The organism is Pseudomonas defluvii (assembly GCF_001695625.1).
Lineage (GTDB): Bacteria > Pseudomonadota > Gammaproteobacteria > Pseudomonadales > Pseudomonadaceae > Aquipseudomonas > Aquipseudomonas defluvii.
In genome coordinates this window covers 22,259-40,373 of the sequence record NZ_MBPN01000030.1, presented here as the reverse complement: position 1 = coordinate 40,373, position 18,115 = coordinate 22,259, and the positions used below count along the sequence as shown (strand labels likewise).

General features: G+C 58.8%; 17 protein-coding genes. 12 read left to right on the top strand and 5 right to left on the bottom strand.

Annotated features, from left to right (window positions below):
* Nucleotides 1-102: 102 nt before the first annotated feature.
* Nucleotides 103-1,140, bottom strand: a complete 1,038-nt coding sequence (gene mreB / locus EKA13_RS10845) for a rod shape-determining protein MreB (RefSeq protein ID WP_008371426.1) — start codon at nt 1,138-1,140, stop codon at nt 103-105.
* Between the two features lie 203 nt (nt 1,141-1,343).
* Between mreB and gatC the strand changes: the two genes are divergently transcribed.
* The 6 genes from gatC to EKA13_RS10815 all read left to right on the top strand — a co-directional run bounded on the left by gatC (nt 1,344) and on the right by EKA13_RS10815 (nt 6,512).
* Nucleotides 1,344-1,631: an Asp-tRNA(Asn)/Glu-tRNA(Gln) amidotransferase subunit GatC gene (gene gatC, locus EKA13_RS10840; RefSeq protein WP_065759404.1), complete on the top strand. Its 288-nt coding sequence runs from the start codon at nt 1,344-1,346 to the stop codon at nt 1,629-1,631.
* A 16-nt stretch (nt 1,632-1,647) separates the two neighbouring features.
* A complete protein-coding gene (gene gatA, locus EKA13_RS10835) occupies nt 1,648-3,099 on the top strand; it encodes an Asp-tRNA(Asn)/Glu-tRNA(Gln) amidotransferase subunit GatA (RefSeq protein WP_065759390.1) in 1,452 nt (483 codons plus the stop codon).
* A gap of 11 nt (nt 3,100-3,110) precedes the next feature.
* Nucleotides 3,111-4,556 (top strand): Asp-tRNA(Asn)/Glu-tRNA(Gln) amidotransferase subunit GatB, encoded by a 1,446-nt coding sequence (gene gatB, locus EKA13_RS10830; protein ID WP_065759389.1) that lies wholly within the window; start codon nt 3,111-3,113, stop codon nt 4,554-4,556.
* A 91-nt stretch (nt 4,557-4,647) separates the two neighbouring features.
* Nucleotides 4,648-5,019: a septal ring lytic transglycosylase RlpA family protein gene (locus EKA13_RS10825; protein WP_065759388.1), complete on the top strand. Its 372-nt coding sequence runs from the start codon at nt 4,648-4,650 to the stop codon at nt 5,017-5,019.
* Between the two features lie 61 nt (nt 5,020-5,080).
* Nucleotides 5,081-6,124, top strand: coding sequence for a calcium/sodium antiporter (locus EKA13_RS10820; RefSeq protein WP_099773631.1), 1,044 nt, complete (start codon nt 5,081-5,083; stop codon nt 6,122-6,124).
* 10 nt (nt 6,125-6,134) lie between these two features.
* Nucleotides 6,135-6,512 carry a carboxymuconolactone decarboxylase family protein gene (locus EKA13_RS10815; protein WP_065759386.1) on the top strand — a complete coding sequence of 126 codons (378 nt, stop codon included), beginning with the start codon at nt 6,135-6,137 and terminating at the stop codon, nt 6,510-6,512.
* Nucleotides 6,513-6,538: 26 nt separating this feature from the next.
* Here the strand turns inward: EKA13_RS10815 and EKA13_RS10810 are convergent, their stop codons facing one another.
* Both EKA13_RS10810 and EKA13_RS10805 read right to left on the bottom strand, forming a co-directional pair.
* Nucleotides 6,539-7,912 carry an amino acid permease gene (locus EKA13_RS10810; RefSeq protein WP_065759385.1) on the bottom strand — a complete coding sequence of 458 codons (1,374 nt, stop codon included), beginning with the start codon at nt 7,910-7,912 and terminating at the stop codon, nt 6,539-6,541.
* Nucleotides 7,913-7,963: 51 nt separating this feature from the next.
* Nucleotides 7,964-8,905 carry an AEC family transporter gene (locus EKA13_RS10805; protein WP_065759384.1) on the bottom strand — a complete coding sequence of 314 codons (942 nt, stop codon included), beginning with the start codon at nt 8,903-8,905 and terminating at the stop codon, nt 7,964-7,966.
* A 477-nt stretch (nt 8,906-9,382) separates the two neighbouring features.
* Between EKA13_RS10805 and EKA13_RS10800 the strand changes: the two genes are divergently transcribed.
* Genes EKA13_RS10800 through EKA13_RS10790 form a run of 3 tightly spaced genes read left to right on the top strand, consistent with a single transcriptional unit; the run spans nt 9,383 to nt 11,575 of the window.
* Nucleotides 9,383-10,015 (top strand): GNAT family N-acetyltransferase, encoded by a 633-nt coding sequence (locus EKA13_RS10800; RefSeq protein WP_157767117.1) that lies wholly within the window; start codon nt 9,383-9,385, stop codon nt 10,013-10,015.
* Complete coding sequence (locus EKA13_RS10795) at nt 10,002-10,880, top strand: lysophospholipid acyltransferase family protein (RefSeq protein WP_125862926.1); 879 nt, start codon at nt 10,002-10,004, stop codon at nt 10,878-10,880. The genes EKA13_RS10800 and EKA13_RS10795 overlap by 14 nt, the downstream gene beginning before the upstream one ends.
* On the top strand, nt 10,877-11,575 hold the full coding sequence (locus tag EKA13_RS10790) for an HAD family hydrolase (RefSeq protein WP_065759381.1): 699 nt from the start codon (nt 10,877-10,879) through the stop codon (nt 11,573-11,575). The genes EKA13_RS10795 and EKA13_RS10790 overlap by 4 nt, the downstream gene beginning before the upstream one ends.
* A gap of 6 nt (nt 11,576-11,581) precedes the next feature.
* Here EKA13_RS10790 and EKA13_RS10785 read toward each other — a convergent pair whose 3' ends face one another.
* A complete protein-coding gene (locus EKA13_RS10785) occupies nt 11,582-12,142 on the bottom strand; it encodes a response regulator transcription factor (protein WP_065759380.1) in 561 nt (186 codons plus the stop codon).
* Nucleotides 12,139-13,398, bottom strand: a complete 1,260-nt coding sequence (locus EKA13_RS10780; RefSeq protein ID WP_065759379.1) for an ATP-binding protein — start codon at nt 13,396-13,398, stop codon at nt 12,139-12,141. The genes EKA13_RS10785 and EKA13_RS10780 overlap by 4 nt, the downstream gene beginning before the upstream one ends.
* A gap of 200 nt (nt 13,399-13,598) precedes the next feature.
* On the opposite strand from EKA13_RS10780, the gene EKA13_RS10775 reads away from it, so the two are divergent.
* From EKA13_RS10775 to EKA13_RS10765, 3 genes are all read left to right on the top strand, one after another.
* Nucleotides 13,599-14,312, top strand: coding sequence for an SIMPL domain-containing protein (locus EKA13_RS10775; protein WP_065759378.1), 714 nt, complete (start codon nt 13,599-13,601; stop codon nt 14,310-14,312).
* A gap of 259 nt (nt 14,313-14,571) precedes the next feature.
* A complete protein-coding gene (locus EKA13_RS10770; RefSeq protein ID WP_065759377.1) occupies nt 14,572-16,197 on the top strand; it encodes an ABC transporter substrate-binding protein in 1,626 nt (541 codons plus the stop codon).
* A 253-nt stretch (nt 16,198-16,450) separates the two neighbouring features.
* Complete coding sequence (locus EKA13_RS10765) at nt 16,451-18,061, top strand: ABC transporter substrate-binding protein (RefSeq protein ID WP_065759376.1); 1,611 nt, start codon at nt 16,451-16,453, stop codon at nt 18,059-18,061.
* Nucleotides 18,062-18,115: the final 54 nt, after the last annotated feature.

The following is an 18,115-nucleotide window of genomic DNA, read 5'->3' as shown; positions in this document are numbered from 1 at the left end:
CCTGGCGTAACGCGATGCGGCGCCTGAAGGCGCCGACAACCGCATACAGGTAGCACCCTTGGCACTACCTGTAAACCACACATCGGATGGCTGCCGGCAAGATCACTCGCTGGAGAGCAGGTCCATGGTGTGCTTGTCCATCATCTCCAGCGCACGACCACCGCCACGGGCGACACAGGTCAGCGGATCTTCGGCGACGATGACCGGCAGGCCGGTTTCCTGGGCCAGCAGCTTGTCCAGATCGCGCAGCAACGCGCCACCACCGGTCAGCACCAGGCCACGTTCGGCGATATCCGAAGCCAGCTCGGGCGGTGATTGCTCCAGCGCGCTCTTGACCGCCTGGACGATAGTCGCCAGGGACTCCTGCAGCGCTTCGAGCACCTCGTTGGAGTTCAAGGTGAAAGCACGTGGAACGCCTTCTGCCAGGTTACGGCCGCGTACATCGACTTCGCGGACTTCGCCGCCCGGATAAGCGGTACCGATTTCCTGCTTGATGCGCTCGGCGGTGGACTCACCGATCAGGCTGCCGTAGTTACGGCGCACGTAGGTCACGATGGCTTCGTCGAAACGATCGCCGCCCACACGCACGGACTCGGCATAAACCACGCCGTTCAAGGAGATCAGTGCAATCTCAGTGGTACCACCACCGATATCGACGACCATCGAACCGCGCGCCTCTTCAACCGGCAGGCCTGCACCGATCGCAGCAGCCATTGGCTCTTCGATCAGGAACACTTCACGGGCACCGGCGCCCAGCGCCGACTCACGAATGGCACGACGCTCGACCTGGGTCGATTTGCACGGCACGCAGATCAGCACACGAGGGCTGGGCTGCAGGAAGCTGTTTTCGTGAACCTTGTTGATGAAGTACTGCAACATTTTTTCGCAAACGCTGAAATCGGCGATAACGCCGTCCTTCATCGGACGAATGGCAGCAATGTTACCGGGCGTACGGCCCAGCATGCGTTTGGCTTCGGTACCGACAGCGACGACACTTTTCTGGTTGCCGTGAGTACGAATGGCCACGACCGAGGGCTCATTCAGGACGATACCGCGCTCACGCACGTAAATAAGGGTGTTGGCAGTGCCCAGGTCGATGGAAAGATCGCTGGAAAACATGCCACGCAGTTTCTTGAACATGGGAAAGTGACCCTAGGCAACGCGTGGGTAAAAAAGTGCGGCAAACTCTAACAACGGCGGGGATTTTGGGCAAGGCGCCAATATGTTAAATTGGCAGTTTTTCCGAGCAAGCCAGCACATGATCGCGGCCGTATGACCGTAAAATTGCCGGCATGTTCCTCATCACGGATGAAATCCGTTTTTTTGTTTCCCTGGAGATTCCCATGGCGCTTCAACGCTGCGACGTGGAAAAGATTGCTCATTTGGCCCGTCTGGGCCTGAATGAAAGCGATCTGCCACGCACCACTGATGCCCTGAACAGTATTCTGGGGCTGGTCGACCAGATGCAAGCCGTCGACACCACCGGCATCGAACCACTCGCCCACCCGCTGGAAGCCAGCCAGCGCCTGCGCGCTGACGTGGTCACCGAAAGCAACCATCGCGACCAGTACCAGGCCATCGCCCCGGCGACCGAAAACGGCCTGTACCTGGTTCCGAAAGTCATCGAGTAAGGGAAAAGAGCCTGCCATGCATCAACTGACCCTGGCCGAGATCGCCCGCGGACTCGCCGACAAACGTTTTTCCTCCGAAGAACTGACCCGTGCACTGTTGGCACGCATTCAGCAACTCGACCCACAACTTAACAGTTTCATCAGCATCACCGAAGAGCTGGCCATCAGCCAGGCCCGTGCCGCCGACGCACGGCGTGCTGCTGGCGAGACCGGTGCCCTGCTCGGCGCGCCGATCGCCCACAAAGACCTGTTCTGCACCCAAGGCGTGCGGACCAGCTGCGGCTCGAAGATGCTCGACAACTTCAAGGCGCCCTACGACGCCACCGTTGTCAGCAAGCTGGCCGAAGCTGGCACTGTCACCCTGGGCAAGACCAACATGGACGAGTTCGCCATGGGTTCGGCCAACGAATCGAGCTACTACGGCGCCGTCAAGAACCCGTGGAGCCTCGAGCACGTCCCTGGCGGTTCTTCCGGTGGTTCGGCCGCGGCTGTCGCCGCACGCCTGTTGCCAGCCGCCACCGGCACCGATACCGGTGGTTCGATCCGCCAGCCTGCGGCGCTGACCAACCTGACCGGCCTCAAGCCGACCTATGGTCGTGTTTCACGCTGGGGCATGATCGCCTATGCCTCAAGCCTTGATCAGGGCGGCCCGATGGCCCGCACCGCCGAAGACTGCGCACTGCTGCTGCAAGGCATGGCCGGTTTCGATGCCAAGGACTCCACCTGCATCGATGAGCCCGTGCCCGATTACAGCGCCAACCTGAATGCATCCCTTGAAGGCCTGCGCATCGGCCTGCCGAAGGAGTACTTCGGTGCCGGTCTCGATCCGCGCATTGCCGACCTGGTCCAGGCCAGCGTCAAAGAGCTGGAGAAGCTCGGTGCGGTCATCAAGGAAATCAGCCTGCCGAACATGCAGCACGCCATTCCGGCCTACTACGTGATCGCGCCGGCAGAAGCCTCTTCCAACCTGTCGCGCTTCGACGGCGTGCGCTTCGGCTACCGCTGCGAAAACCCGAAAGACCTCACCGACCTGTACAAGCGCTCGCGCGGCGAAGGCTTCGGTGCCGAAGTACAACGCCGGATCATGGTTGGCGCCTACGCCTTGTCGGCGGGTTACTACGATGCCTATTACCTGCAGGCGCAGAAAATCCGTCGGTTGATCAAGAACGACTTCATGGCCGCCTTCAACGAGGTCGACGTCATTCTCGGCCCAACCACGCCGAACCCGGCCTGGAAGATTGGCGCGAAGAACAATGATCCGGTTGCTGCGTACCTGGAAGACGTCTACACCATCACCGCCAACCTCGCGGGCCTGCCGGGCCTGTCGATGCCGGCCGGGTTCGTCGAAGGTCTGCCGGTCGGCGTGCAATTGCTCGCCCCGTATTTCCAGGAAGGCCGCCTGCTCAACGTCGCGCACCGCTATCAGCAAGTGACTGACTGGCACACCCGCGCACCTAAAGGCTTCTGAGGAATACACACATGCAATGGGAAGTTGTTATCGGGCTGGAGATTCATACCCAGCTCGCCACCCAGTCGAAGATTTTCTCCGGTAGCGCCACCACCTTTGGCGCCGAGCCGAACACCCAGGCCAGCCTGATCGACCTGGGCATGCCCGGCGTGCTGCCGGTGCTGAACGAAGAAGCCGTGCGCATGGCCTGCATGTTCGGCCTGGCGATCGACGCCGAGATCGGCAAGCACAACGTGTTCGCCCGCAAGAACTACTTCTACCCTGACCTGCCCAAGGGTTACCAGATCAGCCAGATGGAGTTGCCGATTGTCGGCAAGGGCCACCTGGACATCGCCCTGGAAGACGGCACCGTCAAGCGTATCGGCATTACCCGCGCGCACCTGGAAGAAGACGCCGGCAAGAGCCTGCACGAAGACTTCAGCGGCGCCACCGGCATCGACCTGAACCGTGCTGGCACCCCGCTGCTGGAGATCGTCTCCGAGCCGGAAATGCGCAGCGCCAAGGAAGCCGTGGCCTACGTCAAGGCGATCCATGCGCTGGTGCGCTACCTGGGCATCTGCGACGGCAACATGGCCGAAGGCTCGCTGCGTTGCGACTGCAACGTCTCGATTCGTCCGAAAGGCCAGGCCGAGTTCGGCACCCGCTGCGAGATCAAGAACGTCAACTCGTTCCGCTTCATCGAGCGTGCGATCAACAGCGAAGTGCAACGCCAGATCGACCTGATCGAAGACGGCGGCAAGGTCATCCAGGAAACCCGCCTGTACGACCCGAACAAGGACGAAACCCGCTCGATGCGCAGCAAGGAGGAAGCCAACGACTACCGTTACTTCCCCGACCCGGACCTGCTACCTGTGGTCATCGAAGAGGCCTTCCTCGAAGCCACCCGCGCCACCCTGCCGGAGCTACCACCGCAGAAACGCGAGCGCTTCCAGAGCCAGTTCGGCCTGTCCAGCTACGACGCCAACGTGCTGGCTTCCAGCCGTGAACAGGCAGACTACTTCGAACAGGTGGTTGGCGTATGTGGCGATGCCAAACTGGCCGCCAACTGGGTCATGGTCGAACTGGGCAGCCTGCTGAACAAGCTGGGCCTGGAAATCGAGCAATCACCGGTCAGTGCCGCACAACTGGGCGGTATGCTCTCGCGCATCATCGACAACACCATCAGCGGCAAGATCGCCAAGATGGTCTTCGAGGCGATGGCCGCCGGTGAAGGCGATGCCGACACCATCATCGAGGCCCGCGGACTGAAGCAAGTCACCGACAGCGGCGCGATCGAGAAAGTGCTGGACGAAGTGCTGGCAGCCAACGCCGAGCAGGTCGAGCAGTACCGCGCAGCCGATGAAGCCAAGCGCGGCAAGATGTTCGGTTTCTTCGTCGGTCAGGCAATGAAAGCGTCCAAAGGCAAGGCCAACCCGCAGCAAGTGAACCAATTGCTCAAGAGCAAGCTCGAAGGGTAATTGCATCGCCGGCAACGCTGGCTCCTACCAGGCCTGCACCTTGTAAGAGCCAGCCTTGCCAGCCATGCACACACCTCGGAGTATATGATTCATGTGGCGTCCGCTTAGTGCGCTAGCACTGTTCACCCTGGTTGCCGGCTGTGCCAGCCACGACATCGACCCTCACGGTTACGATGAAAGTGGTACGGCCTCCTATTACGGCGCCCGTCACCACGGCAAGCGTACTGCCAGTGGCGAACCGTTCAATCAACGCGCACTGACCGCTGCGCACCGCAGCCTGCCCTTCGGCACACAGGTACGCGTCACCAACCTGAACAACCAACGCAGCGTGGTGGTGCGCATTAACGACCGCGGCCCGCACACCCGCGGCCGGCTGATTGATCTCTCCCGTGCTGCCGCCGAACAATTGGGCATGATCCGTAGCGGAACGGCCCGCGTACGGGTACAAGGTCTTAGCGACTGACCTTTGAGGGAGCACGACCATTTTTGACCTGGCCTCATTACCGACCTTCAGCCTGCTGCAACTGATCAGCGGCCTGCTGCTGTTGATCACAGGTGCCGAGCTGCTGGTGCGTGCCGCCCTGCGCATGGCCGAAAGCCTGCAGGTGAGGCCGCTGATCATTGGTCTTAGCCTGGTAGCTTTCGGCAGCAGCGCACCACAATTGACGGTCAGTATTCAAGCGGCCTACAGCGGCGCGCCAGATGTCGCCGTCGGCAGTGTCATCGGCAGCAACATCTTCAACGTTCTGGTAACCCTTGGCTTGGCCGCACTGATTATTCCACTGCGGGTTTCCCGACAACTGGTAAGGCTGGACATCCCCTTGATGATCGGCGCCAGCCTGCTGGTCTATCTACTCGCGCTCAATGAACTGCTTGGCCGCCTGGAAGGCGCCCTGCTGCTCTGCGCACTGGTCGCTTACCTGAGCCTGCTCTGGCACCAATCCCGGCACCACGCGCGCACCTATCCGGCCCCAGGGCCAAGGCCACAGCGCAGCGCAGGTTTCTGGTTCAATAGCCTCTTGCTGATGGCTGCCGGCCTGGGACTTCTCAGCCTGGCCGGGCATTTGCTGCTGGAAGCCTCGGTCGAGGTGGCAGTCGACCTGGGACTCTCCGAACGAATCATTGGCCTGACAGTAGTTGCGGTCTGCACCTCACTGCCCGAGTTGGCCACCTCACTGATCGCCGCCTTGCGTGGCGAACGGGAGATCGCCGTGGGCAACGTCATTGGCAGCAACCTGTTCAACCTGCTCGCCGTGCTGGGCCTGACCAGCGTGCTGGCCCCGACGCCCTTGTCGATTTCCCCCAATGCACTGGACTTCGACTTGCCAGTGATGCTCGGCGTTGCTGTCCTGACCCTGCCAGTGTTCTATTCTGGCTACCGGATCACCCGCGCCGAAGGTCTGGTGTTTCTCTGCCTGTACCTGGCTTATGGTCTGCACGTGGTGGCTTTCACCACCGGCATGCCGCTGGCGACGAAGCTTGAGCGATTGATGCTGTTCTATGTCCTGCCAGTGCTCGCGGTGACGCTGCTTTACACCAGCCTGCAAGCCTGGCGCCGTCAACACTAAGGAGAACACGATGGGTGACAGCGAGAAACGCGGCGAACAGGTCCGCCGCCAGGTAATGGGTGACGCTTTCGTTGACCGCGCACTGGGTAACGCTACCGATTTCACGGCGCCGCTGCAGGCATTCGTCAACGAACATGCCTGGGGCAGTGTCTGGAGCCGAGAAGGCTTGCCGCTGAAAACCCGCAGCCTGATCACCCTGGCCGCACTGACCGCATTGAAGTGCCCGCAAGAACTCAAGGGCCACGTGCGCGGCGCCTTGAACAACGGCTGTACCGTAGAAGAGATTCGCGAAGCGTTGCTGCATTGCGCGGTGTATGCAGGCGTTCCAGCAGCAATAGACGCCTTCCGTGCCGCCCAGGAAGTGATCGACAGCTACCAACAGGGCTGATCGATCACTCGCCTGCCTTCGGCGCGTCAGTTGGAAACAGCGGCAGCCTTCTCGTTGCGTTTTTTCAGCCAGAAGGCCAGCCGCAATAGCACCAGCCAGACCGGAATCAGCATCACTGAGATGTTGATGCCCGGGGTCAAGTACATCACCACCAGAATCAGGGCCAGGAAGGCCAGGCAGATGTAGTTGGTCAGCGGGTAGCCCCAGCTTTTGTAGAACGTCGTTTCTCCGGCAGCCTGCTTGGCCCGGCGGAACTTCAAGTGGGTGATACTGATAATGCCCCAGTTGATCACCAACGATGACACCACCAGTGCCATTAGCAACTCAAAGGCCTTGGCCGGCATCACATAGTTGATCAACACACACAGCCCGGTGGCCACTGCCGAAACCCCCAGCGCCGCCAGGGGCACACCTCGTGCGTTGACCGTGAGCAGGCGCCTCGGCGCATCGCCTTGTGTTGCCAGGCCAAACAGCATGCGACTGTTGCAATACACGCAACTGTTGTACACCGACAGCGCTGCCGTCAGCACCACCAGGTTGAGTACCGTGGCCACCACGTTGCTATCAAGCGCATGGAAAATCATCACGAAGGGGCTGCCGCCCTGAACCACTTTCTGCCATGGGTAGAGCGACAACAGCACCGCCAGCGCCCCGATGTAGAACAGCAGAATGCGGTAGATCACCTGATTGGTCGCCCGCGGGATGCTGTAGCGCGGATTGTCGGCCTCAGCGGCGGTAATGCCGACCAGCTCCAGGCCGCCAAACGAGAACATGATCACCGCCATGGCCATCAACAACCCGGTCAGGCCGTTGGGAAAGAAACCACCGTATTGCCAAAGGTTGGCCACACTGGCGTCCGGGCCGCCATTGCCGCTGAACAGTAACCAGCCACCGAAGGCGATCATGCTGACAATCGCCACGACCTTGATCAAGGCAAACCAGAACTCCATCTCGCCATAGACCTTGACCTGGCTGAGGTTCATCAGGTTGATCAACACAAAGAACACTGCTGCCGAGGCCCAGGTCGGAAAGCCTGGCCACCAGTACTGGATGTAGATCCCCACGGCGGTCAGCTCGGCCATGCCCACCAGCACATAGAGCACCCAGTAGTTCCAGCCCGACATGAAACCGGCGAACTCACTCCAGTAACGGTGTGCGAAGTGGCTGAACGTACCCGATACCGGCTCCTCGACCACCATCTCGCCCAACTGTCGCATGATAAAAAATGCAATCAGCCCGGCAACCGCATACCCCAGCAAAATCGAAGGGCCAGCCAGCTGGATGGTTTGGGCAATGCCGAGAAACAAGCCAGTACCGATGGCACCGCCCAGGGCGATCAACTGGATATGGCGATTCTTCAGCCCACGATGCAAGCGCTCGGGCGTGATCTCGTCTTGCATGGAATGTCCTCGGACAGGTCAGGCAGCGTTTGAATTGTTTTGTGACAGGATCTAGATCCAGCCGCCCCACTGCAAGAGGAAGATGCCGATATTTGTCGTCAGCGCCGCCGCCACTGTGGTGATGACAATGATCGATGCCGCCAGCTCATGGTTGCCGTTGACGGCGCGGGCCATCACGTAGCTGGCAGCTGCCGTCGGGCTACCGAAGTAGAGGAACAGAATACCCAACTCGGCACCTCGGAAACCCCACAACCACGCGCCGACAGTACCGATCAGCGGCAACCAGACCATTTTCAGCAGGCTGGCACTGATGGCCAGACTGCCGCTGTTGCGCAACGATGCCAGCGACAGCGTGCCACCGATACAGATCAACGCCAACGGCAGTGTCATCTGCGCCAGATAGTCGCTGGAGGTCAGTAACCAGTTCGGCAATGGCACCTGTCCATACGCCATTGGAGTGGCCAGCAGCACGCTGATGATCAGCGGGTTACGCAAAATGCTCTTGAGAATGCTCCACGGGTCGGACTTGGTGCTGGAGCTGTAGACCGCCAGCACCACCGCCGCCAACGAGTTGTAGAGCAGGATCACCAGGCCCGCCAGAACCGCACCGAGCGAGATGCCGTAATCACCGTACATACTCGCCGCCAACGCCAGACCAATAACCCCGTTGTTGCCACGAAATGCACCCTGGGTATAGACACCACGGTCTTCACGCGGGCAACGCCACAGGGCATAGGCCCAAGCCAGGGAAAAACCACCCAGTGTTGCAACCACAAAGTACAGCAGCAAACCCGGCTTGACCGCCGCACTCAGGTCCGCGTGGTAGATACCCAGGAACAACAACGCTGGCATACAGACGTTGAAGACCAGGGACGAGGCGGTATGGATAAAACCGTCGTTGATGGCATTAATGCGCTTGAGCAGCACCCCCATGAACAACATCGCAAACACAGGCGCAGTGATGTTCAGCGTCTGAAAAAAGAGGGCGAGCATGCAGGCGATCCCGTTGGCTGGCTGTCGTTAGGTGGCTAATGATACGCCAGCAAAGGCGATATCTTGATGGGGATTTTTCGCCACACGCAATAAATTTCAGATCAGCGCGTACAGGTCTGAATCAAGTGTCGCATCCGACCAAACAGTGCGGGCTGCACAGGCAGAAAAGCCACTGAAAAGATATTCAATAGCGCAAATACAAGCGCCGGCTCGACAGCCCTGAGTCACTCCGTTTGAGCAACACTATCCTCGCGCCCTGTATCAACGAGCGCCTGACAGAAAACTTCCACCTACATCCAAGACAAGTTACAAGACAACTACAGAAATCACTAACTTTCTTGCAGCCCACCCCCACGAACTTGCACCTCAACAACACTCATTATAGAAACGATCACAACTCAGTTTGTGTAAGACGCTTACCCACCTTAGCCACCTGAGTTTCCACTTGATACTTCTTAGATCGACAAGGACTTCACCGTGCGCACAGAAATCATCAGCCTACATGGATTAACCTTAAGAACGTGGGATGCAGCGGATATACAGGGTTACGCCTCACTGGTAAGCGACAGTGAAACGATGCAATTCATTTCTGCTGGCACCACACGAACCGAGCAGGATGCCGCCGCCGAAGTGGCGACCTTCCAGGAAGCGCACGCCAAACAAGGCTGGTCGCGCTGGGCAGTAAGCCTTGGCCTTGGCTCGCCCTTCATAGGCTACGCGGGGTTTGCTGAAAAAGAGTGGGGAATAAACTTTGGAATGCGCTTTTTAAAGCCCTACTGGGGAACACCTTATCCCTTCACCGCCGCTCATATGGCCGTCACCTATGCCTTTGAAACATTGGGGTTTGAGAAAGTTTATACATTGACAAACCTGAAGCACACTGCAGCACTCAACATGAACAAAAAACTGCTGAACCTGGAAGTACTTCCGGATTGCATTATCGAAACCCCGTTTGGTCCGCATGTAAAAATCGATGTCACCAAACAAAAAATCCTCGAAGTCCGCGCCAAGAACGCCGCCCGTATCGAATCCTTGATCAACTACTTTGAACAGAAACGTGAACGCGCTCTTGAAGCGCCTAAACAGGGCGCGCACCATGCAAATGTCTAAGCAATCGAATGAACGGATTACCCCTCGGGTCAGTGACCTTTCGGACATGAGCGCCTGGCAACCCCGTAGCGGTGTATCCGCCGTACTGCGTTACCTGTACCTGCCTGTAGGCATCATACTTCTGGTACTGCGCCTGTTCAGTCTGTTCTTGGCTAGCCTGATCGCGTTGGTTTTACCTCGCGCAGGTAAAAGGGCGCTGTATCGATGCCTCTTGAAAGCCATGAATATACGCATCAAGTGCGCGATGACGCCTCAGCAGGTAGGGCAGCATACTGACGGCTGCGTCGTCGCGCTCAATCACATCAGCGTGTTTGATCACTACCCGGTACTGGCAATGCCTTTCGCCACGGTGATGGTGGTAAAAACCGACAGCATCATCGGCAAACTGACCGGGCACCTGCTGTTTCAGTGCTCAGGCTCAAGCTACTGGCAAGTGACCGATGATAAACGGCAACTCGCCGGGCATTTCCGACAATGGCAACGCGCCCCCGAAGGCACGGCGCTCTACATCACCCCCGAAGCGACCATCAATAACGGCAAAGGCCTTTTCCGTTTTCGCCCGGAGTTCATGGTGCGCCGTCGCCCGGTGGTACCACTGGCAATGAAGCTCAAAACACCCCTGGGACTGAACCCCAACCCGCTTGAAGATCCGGGCGCGATGAAATTCCTGCGGCTCCTGGCCATGCCCTGGCTCGAATTTGAACTGACCTTTCTCGCCCACCAGTCACCCGCTGCGGAGCAGTCAGATCAGGACTTCGCCGATCAAGTACAGAACGCCATCGCTCAGCACCTGCAGATAGCCGCCACTCAGTGGACACGCGAAGACAAGTACCACGACCTTGAACAGCGCAGGCTTCAGCCATGAAAGCTCACGTGATTTTCGATTTTGACCAGACACTGCTTCCCGGCGAAAGCACAGTCGAAGTCATCAAGCTCAGCCTGGAAGGATGCCAGGACGCGCCGCAAGTGATTCAACGGCTTGCCCACATCGCCCCAAAGGCTCTGGCAGGCCAGGCCAGCCTGGCAGAATTGCTGACACTGATGAAAATCATCCCCAGAATCCGCCGAGAGCATGTTCAACGCTACATCCGCGAACAGGCAAACTGCCTGCCTGAGGCGCTGCGCACAACCCTGCGCCACCTTCAAGAACAGCAGGTCGGTATACACATCATCTCGGGCGGTTACATGGAGTGGATCGTGCCGCTGGCAGCATCATGGGGGATCAACCCGCAGCACGTCATCGCCAACCGTTTTTTCTGGCTTGGCTCGCGCGCACTGGCCATTCGCCCCTCTCCCTTGCTGAGTTCAAGCAAAGGCAAGTCTGCAATTGTGCGCGAATGGCGGGCCAAAGGCCGTCTGAATGGGCCTGTAATCATCGTCGGGGATGGCGCCGCAGACCATCGTGTACTGGTTAATGGCCTTGTGGATGATTTCATCTGCGTCGATTACTACGCTAGCGCTCCCCTGGACTGTGCAACATCCATAAAAAGAGCGGAGCACCCGACGGAAGTACTAGGCCTGATCCGTCAGGCCCTGGCAAAACACGGTAGCGAGATCTGATACCGCTCAGCGTCGGACCGGGCGCTTTTGCAGCTTGCGCTGCAACGTGCGGCGGTGCATGCCCAGTGCCCGGGCCGTCGCAGAGATATTGCCCTCATGCTCGGTGAGTACCCGCTGAATGTGCTCCCACTGCAAGCGGTCCACCGACATCGGGTTTTCCGGTACCAGGCTGTCCAGGTCTGCGTGCTCGGACAACAATGCAGCCAGCACGTCGTCAGCGTCAGCGGGTTTGCACAGGTAGTTGCAGGCGCCGCGCTTAATCGCCTCAACCGCGGTAGCAATGCTTGAATAGCCGGTCAGAATGACCACGCGCATTTCCGGATCGAGTTCGAGCAGCTTGGGCAGCAGCACCAGGCCCGAATCGCCTTCCATCTTCAGGTCCAGTGTCGCGTAGTGGGGGATGTCCTGCTGAGCCACCACCAACCCTTCCTCAGCCGAGCCAGCAATGCTCACACGAAAACCGCGACGGCTCATGGCTCGGGCCATCACGCGGGTAAAGGTGGCATCATCGTCCACCAGCAACAGATGCGGCAGCTCTTCGCCTTCGACCTGGGTTTCATCATTCATTGTTGATCTCCTCGCGCATCACGCGGCAGGCGTAGCTCGGTCAGCGTACCGCCTTCCTCGTGACTATAGAGTTTTACCGAGCCACCAGCACGCGTGACGCTGGCCTTGCTCAGAAACAGGCCCAGGCCGAAGCCCTTGCCCTTGGTGGTAAAAAAGGGTTTCCCGATCGACTCGGCGATGGCCACCGGCACGCCGGGGCCATGGTCGCGGATGTTGATCACGATGTCCTGGTCGTTCCAGTCCAGATGAACTTCAAGCCCATCCGGGCAGGCATCGGCGGCATTGTTCAACAGGTTCAGCAGCGCCTGGGTCAGATCCGGTGGTGGCGCCAGGCGGGGTATGCTGCCTTGGCCAAGGCGCTGGAAGCGGTAGCTGGCCTCTGGGCGCATCAAGTGCCAGCGGTTCAGTGCCTCGTCAAGCCAGAAGGTGACGTCCTGATCTTCCACGGCCATGCGCCGGTTGGCTTCGGCGGCACGCACCAGTTGCTGCAAGGTTTCCTTGCACAGTTTGACCTGATCCTGCAGCACTTGCAGGTCTTCCTGCAGTAGCGGGTCGGAATGGTCCTGGCGCATTTCCTTGATCAACACACTCATGGTCGCCAGCGGGGTTCCCAACTCGTGGGCCGCGCCTGCCGCTTGGGTGGCGACGGCCAGCAACTGCTCGTCACGCAGGCCTTCCTCGCGACGCTGGGCGCGCAACTGCTCCTGACGGCGCAGCTCCTCGGCCATCTTGGCGGCGAAGAAGGTAATCACCGCTGCAGCCAGCGCAATGCTCAGCCACATGCCATATATCTGCATTTTTTCCCGTGCAACCGGGAAGGTTTCCAGCGGATAGAACTGCACCAGCAACAGGCTGTAAGCGATAAGTGCGATGCCTGACAGGATCAGTGAGTAGACCCACGGCAAGGTCACGGCAGCAATGGCCAGCGGTACCAGGTAGTACGAGACAAACGGATTGGTCGACCCGCCGGAGTAATACAACAGGGCGCTGTGAATAAGCAGATCACAAGCCAGCTGAAAGGCGTACTCCAGCTCGGTGACGGGCAGGGAAAGGCGCAAGCGCAAGGCCGTGAAGGCGCATAGCAACGTCGACAAGCCCAGCGTGATAACCAACGACAACCACGGCAGCGGCAGCAGATCAGTCCAGTAGGCAACAGCCACGGAACCGGCCTGGGCCGCCAAAACCAGAATGCGGATGAACGTCAGGCGCCAGAGGTTCTGACGGGTAGCAGAGAGTATTTGTACGGGGGCGAGCATGAGCTCTCCTGATGAGTGCTCCAGGTGAATCGTCGCGAGTATACCGAAGGTGAGGCCTGGTCTGCAGCGATGCGGCAACACACCACAGTTTTTTACAGGCCCATACTGGCATTTTTGAACCTCGCTACACTGCCAAGGGTCTTAAGTGTCTGCGTGAAAATGGATGACCATCAACCACGCCTTTTTTCAAGGAGCCCTACATGTATTTCCCTCGTCGCAGTGCTGCAATGCTATTGGCCGCTGGTCTGATGGCCAGCCTCCCGGTGCTGGCTGAAGAACCTCGTTACAATCAAGTATCCCTGCGCGCTGAAGTCAGCAAGGAAGTGGCTCGCGACCTGATGAGCGTAACCTTGTACAGCGAAGCGCAGAATAGCGACCCTGGCAAGCTCGCAGCCGAAATCACCCGAACCATGAACAAGGCCCTGGAGCAGGCACGCTCAGTCAAGGGCATCAAAATCAGCCAGGGCAGCCGCAACAGCTACCCCATTTACGACACCAAAGGCCAAAGAATTACCGGCTGGCGTGAACGTGCAGAGCTTCGCCTGGAAAGCACCGACTTCCCGGCGCTGTCGAAACTGACCGGTGAACTGCTGCAAGACCTGAAAATGGCCGGCATGGACTTTGCCATTGCACCAGCCACCCGCAAGGCCAGTGAAGATGAACTGCTCAAAGATGCCGTCAACGCCTTCAAGAGCCGTGCGCAACTGGCCACCGAGGCACTGGGCGGCAAGGGTTACAAAGTACTCAACCTGAACCTCAACAGCAGTGGCTATCCGCAACCCTATGCCCGTGGCCCAGTCATGATGATGAAAGCCAGTATGGATGCCGAGGCCGCACCCAGCCCGCAGGTCGAAGCCGGTACCAGCCAGGTCAGCATGAATGCCGACGGTACGATCGAAGTACAAATGCCCTGACATCCGCTCACTGCGCGGCGATTTTCACTCGCCGCGCAGCCGCACCTACACGAAATCATCATAAAAAAACATAAACATTCACGATTAAGCGTTAAACAAGCCAGATAGTTATACCAACGCGACATCCATGTACGATCGCTCCACATTTTCCCCATACTCAGTACGCTGAATATTGCATTGGCAATGGGGCCTGCTTAAGTATCCGGCAGGCCGGCTCACGAGGCCGTCCTCAGATCAAAATGACAACAATGAGGCCACCATGCTTAAACATGCAGTCATTCCGCTTCTTCTAGGTGCAAGCCTACTCTCCAGCGCCCCCCTCACCCTCGCAGCAGGCAACCTGGTGTTTTGCTCAGAAGGTAGCCCGGCGGGCTTCGACCCCGGCCAATACACCACCGGAACCGACTTCGATGCCTCAGCCGAAACAGTCTTCAACCGCCTGACGCAATTTGAACATGGCGGCACGTCCGTTATCCCGGGCCTTGCAACCCGCTGGGATACCGCCGAAGACGGCCTGAGCTACACCTTCCACCTGCGTGAGGGGGTGAAGTTCCATACCACCAGCTACTTCAAGCCAAGCCGTGAGTTCAACGCCGACGACGTGCTGTTTACCTTCAACCGCATGCTCGACCCAGACATGCCATTCCGTAAGGCCTACCCCACCGAGTTCCCCTACTTCACCGACATGGGGATGGACAAAAACATCAGCAAAGTCGAAAAAATCGACGAACACACAATCAAATTCACGCTAAAGACCGTAGACGCCGCATTCATTCAGAACCTGGCGATGAGCTTCGCCTCGATTCAATCAGCCGAGTACGCCGACAAGCTGCTCAAGGAAGGCAAACCCGCCGACATCAACCAGAAGCCGATCGGCACCGGCCCCTTCGTATTCAGCAAGTACCAGAAAGACGCGCAGATCCGCTTCAAGGGCAACAAGGACTACTGGAAGCCCGAGGACGTGAAGCTGGACAACCTGATCTTCGCCATTACCACAGACGCCTCGGTACGCATGCAGAAACTGAAGAAAAACGAATGCCAGGTCACCTTGTTCCCGCGCCCGGCGGACATTCAATCGCTGAAAAGCGACCCGAACCTGCAAATGCCCGAGCAAGCCGGCTTCAACCTCGGGTACATCGCCTACAACGTGATGGACAAGATCAAGGGCAGCAATGAGCCCAACCCGATGGCTCAGCTCAAGGTACGCCAGGCCCTGGACATGGCTGTGAACAAGAAGCAGATCATCGACTCGGTCTATCAGGGTGCGGGCCAGGAAGCCGTCAATGCCATGCCGCCCACCCAGTGGTCGTATGACGACACCATCAAGGCCACCCCCTACGACCCGGAAAAAGCCAAGGCATTGCTCAAGGAAGCCGGGATCAAGGAGGGCACCGAAATCACCCTGTGGGCCATGCCGGTTCAGCGCCCCTACAACCCCAACGCCAAACTGATGGCCGAAATGCTGCAATCGGACTGGGCCAAAATCGGCATCAAGGCCAAGATCGTCACCTACGAGTGGGGCGAATACATCAAACGCGCCAAGGCTGGCGAGAACGGCGCCATGCTGATCGGCTGGAGCGGCGACAACGGTGACCCCGACAACTGGCTGGGCACGCTTTACGGCTGCGACGCGGTGGACGGCAACAACTTCTCTAAATGGTGCAACACCGAGTACGACACGCTGATCAAGCAAGCCAAGGCCACCTCCGACACAACCAAGCGCACCGCGCTATACAAGCAAGCACAACACATTATCAAGGACCAGGTGCCGATTACCCCTATCGCACACTCAACGGTTTACCAACCCATGCGCAAAACCGTGCAGGGCTTCAAGATCAGTCCGTTTGCCTTGAATGCCTTCTACGGAGTCGACATCAGCCAGTAGATACTGGGGGGACCCCGGTACCGCCAGACGGCGTACCGGGGCCAGCCTTTAACAAAGGCCAATATCCTGCCGACGCCCCATCAAGACACAGCCTACGCATCAATCAGAAACATCCTACTCACACCCTCCGCTTTCTTACCTTCCTGAATGCCCCCCGCCCCCCTAACGTCGAAGGTGCATCCGGCCAGGCGCGAGCTTGTGGCCGACTGCATGCCATTGACCTGTTCAACAAGAAGAAAAGAAAGGGACCTCCATGCGATACACCCCCGTATTTGCAACCTTGCTCGGCCTTGGCCTACTGGCCCAGACACCCCTGGCATTGGCCACTCAGGTTCAGGCCAAAGGCAGCCTGGTATTTTGCTCGGAAGGCAGCCCCGCAGGTTTCGATACCGCCCAGTACACCAGTGCCACCGACAATGATGCGGCCGAGCCGATCTACAACCGACTGGTGGAATTCGAACGAGGCAGCACTGTCGTCAAACCGGCACTGGCAACCCATTGGGAGGTATCCAGGGATGGTTTGCACTACACCTTCCACTTACGTGAAGGCGTCACGTTCCACAGCAACAAGGCCTTCACCCCTACCCGCACGTTCAACGCCGATGACGTGCTGTTCACCTTCCAGCGCATGCTCGACAAAGCCCATCCGTTTCGCCAGGCCTACCCTACCGAGTTCCCCTACTTCGTGAGCATGAGCCTGGACAAGAACATCGCCAAGGTGGAGAAACTCGACGCGCATACCGTCAGGTTTACCCTCAACAGCATCGATGCCGCATTCATCCAGAACATGGCCATGAGTTTCGCCTCGATCCTCTCTGCCGAGTACGCCAACCAGTTGCTGGCCAGCGGAAAACCGAGCGACATCAACCAGCACCCCATTGGCACCGGCCCCTTTGTCTTCCAGCGCTACCAAAAAGATTCGCAGATACGCTACCAGGCCAACAAAGCCTATTGGGACCCCAGCCAGGTCAAGGTCGAGCGCCTGATTTTCTCGATCAACGTCGACCCATCGGTGCGCGTCCAGAAACTGCGCAAGAACGAATGCCAGGTGACCCTGAATCCGCGCCCGGCCGACCTCGATGCACTCAAGCAGGACCTGAAGCTGCAGGTGATCGAAAAGCCTGGATTCAACCTTGGCTATATCGCCTACAACGTCCAGCGCGCACCGTTCGATCAGTTGCAGGTGCGCCAGGCCATGGACATGGCGGTCAACAAGCCCGCCATCGTCAATGCGGTTTACCAGCAGGCTGGGCAACTGGCCGTCGGCAGCATGCCGCCGACCCAGTGGTCGTATGACGAAACCCTCAAAGACGCCGGGTACAACCCGCAAAAAGCACGCGAACTGCTCAAGGCCGCAGGCGTCAAGGAAGGGACCGAAATCACCCTGTGGGCCATGCCCGTGCAACGCCCTTACAACCCCAACGCCAAGTTGATGGCCGAGATGCTGCAAGCCGATTGGGGCAAGGTCGGCTTCAAGGTCAAGATCGTCAGCTACGAGTGGGGGGAATACCTCAAGCGCACCAAGGACGGTGAACACGACATCTCGCTGATCGGCTGGACAGGCGACAACGGTGACCCGGACAACTGGCTGGGCACGCTGTACAGCTGTGACGCGATTGGCAGCAACAACTACTCCATGTGGTGCGATGCGGACTATGACGCGCTGGTTAAAAAGGCCAAGACCGTCACCGACCGCGTGCAACGTACCGCGCTCTACCAGCAAGCCCAACAGCGCCTGAAGCTACAGGTCCCCATCACGCCAATCGCTCACTCGACCGTCAATCAGCCGCTCAGCGCCAAGGTCGAGGGCTTCAAGGTGAGCCCGTTCGGCCGCAACAACTTCTCAGGTGTCAGCGTGGATTGAACGCCTGGTTCATCCAAACCAGTTCCACCGCAGTACCCGCACGGCTCACGAGGC

What these genes read in the sequence shown, in the direction of transcription:
- mreB (WP_008371426.1), bottom strand. Translation starts at nt 1,140, where the DNA reads ATGTTCAAGAAACTGCGTGGCATGTTTTCCAGCGATCTTTCCATCGAC.
- gatC (WP_065759404.1), top strand. Translation starts at nt 1,344, where the DNA reads ATGGCGCTTCAACGCTGCGACGTGGAAAAGATTGCTCATTTGGCCCGT.
- gatA (WP_065759390.1), top strand. Translation starts at nt 1,648, where the DNA reads ATGCATCAACTGACCCTGGCCGAGATCGCCCGCGGACTCGCCGACAAA.
- gatB (WP_065759389.1), top strand. Translation starts at nt 3,111, where the DNA reads ATGCAATGGGAAGTTGTTATCGGGCTGGAGATTCATACCCAGCTCGCC.
- EKA13_RS10825 (WP_065759388.1), top strand. Translation starts at nt 4,648, where the DNA reads ATGTGGCGTCCGCTTAGTGCGCTAGCACTGTTCACCCTGGTTGCCGGC.
- EKA13_RS10815 (WP_065759386.1), top strand. Translation starts at nt 6,135, where the DNA reads ATGGGTGACAGCGAGAAACGCGGCGAACAGGTCCGCCGCCAGGTAATG.
- EKA13_RS10810 (WP_065759385.1), bottom strand. Translation starts at nt 7,912, where the DNA reads ATGCAAGACGAGATCACGCCCGAGCGCTTGCATCGTGGGCTGAAGAAT.
- EKA13_RS10805 (WP_065759384.1), bottom strand. Translation starts at nt 8,905, where the DNA reads ATGCTCGCCCTCTTTTTTCAGACGCTGAACATCACTGCGCCTGTGTTT.
- EKA13_RS10795 (WP_125862926.1), top strand. Translation starts at nt 10,002, where the DNA reads ATGCAAATGTCTAAGCAATCGAATGAACGGATTACCCCTCGGGTCAGT.
- EKA13_RS10790 (WP_065759381.1), top strand. Translation starts at nt 10,877, where the DNA reads ATGAAAGCTCACGTGATTTTCGATTTTGACCAGACACTGCTTCCCGGC.
- EKA13_RS10785 (WP_065759380.1), bottom strand. Translation starts at nt 12,142, where the DNA reads ATGAATGATGAAACCCAGGTCGAAGGCGAAGAGCTGCCGCATCTGTTG.
- EKA13_RS10780 (WP_065759379.1), bottom strand. Translation starts at nt 13,398, where the DNA reads ATGCTCGCCCCCGTACAAATACTCTCTGCTACCCGTCAGAACCTCTGG.
- EKA13_RS10775 (WP_065759378.1), top strand. Translation starts at nt 13,599, where the DNA reads ATGTATTTCCCTCGTCGCAGTGCTGCAATGCTATTGGCCGCTGGTCTG.
- EKA13_RS10770 (WP_065759377.1), top strand. Translation starts at nt 14,572, where the DNA reads ATGCTTAAACATGCAGTCATTCCGCTTCTTCTAGGTGCAAGCCTACTC.
- EKA13_RS10765 (WP_065759376.1), top strand. Translation starts at nt 16,451, where the DNA reads ATGCGATACACCCCCGTATTTGCAACCTTGCTCGGCCTTGGCCTACTG.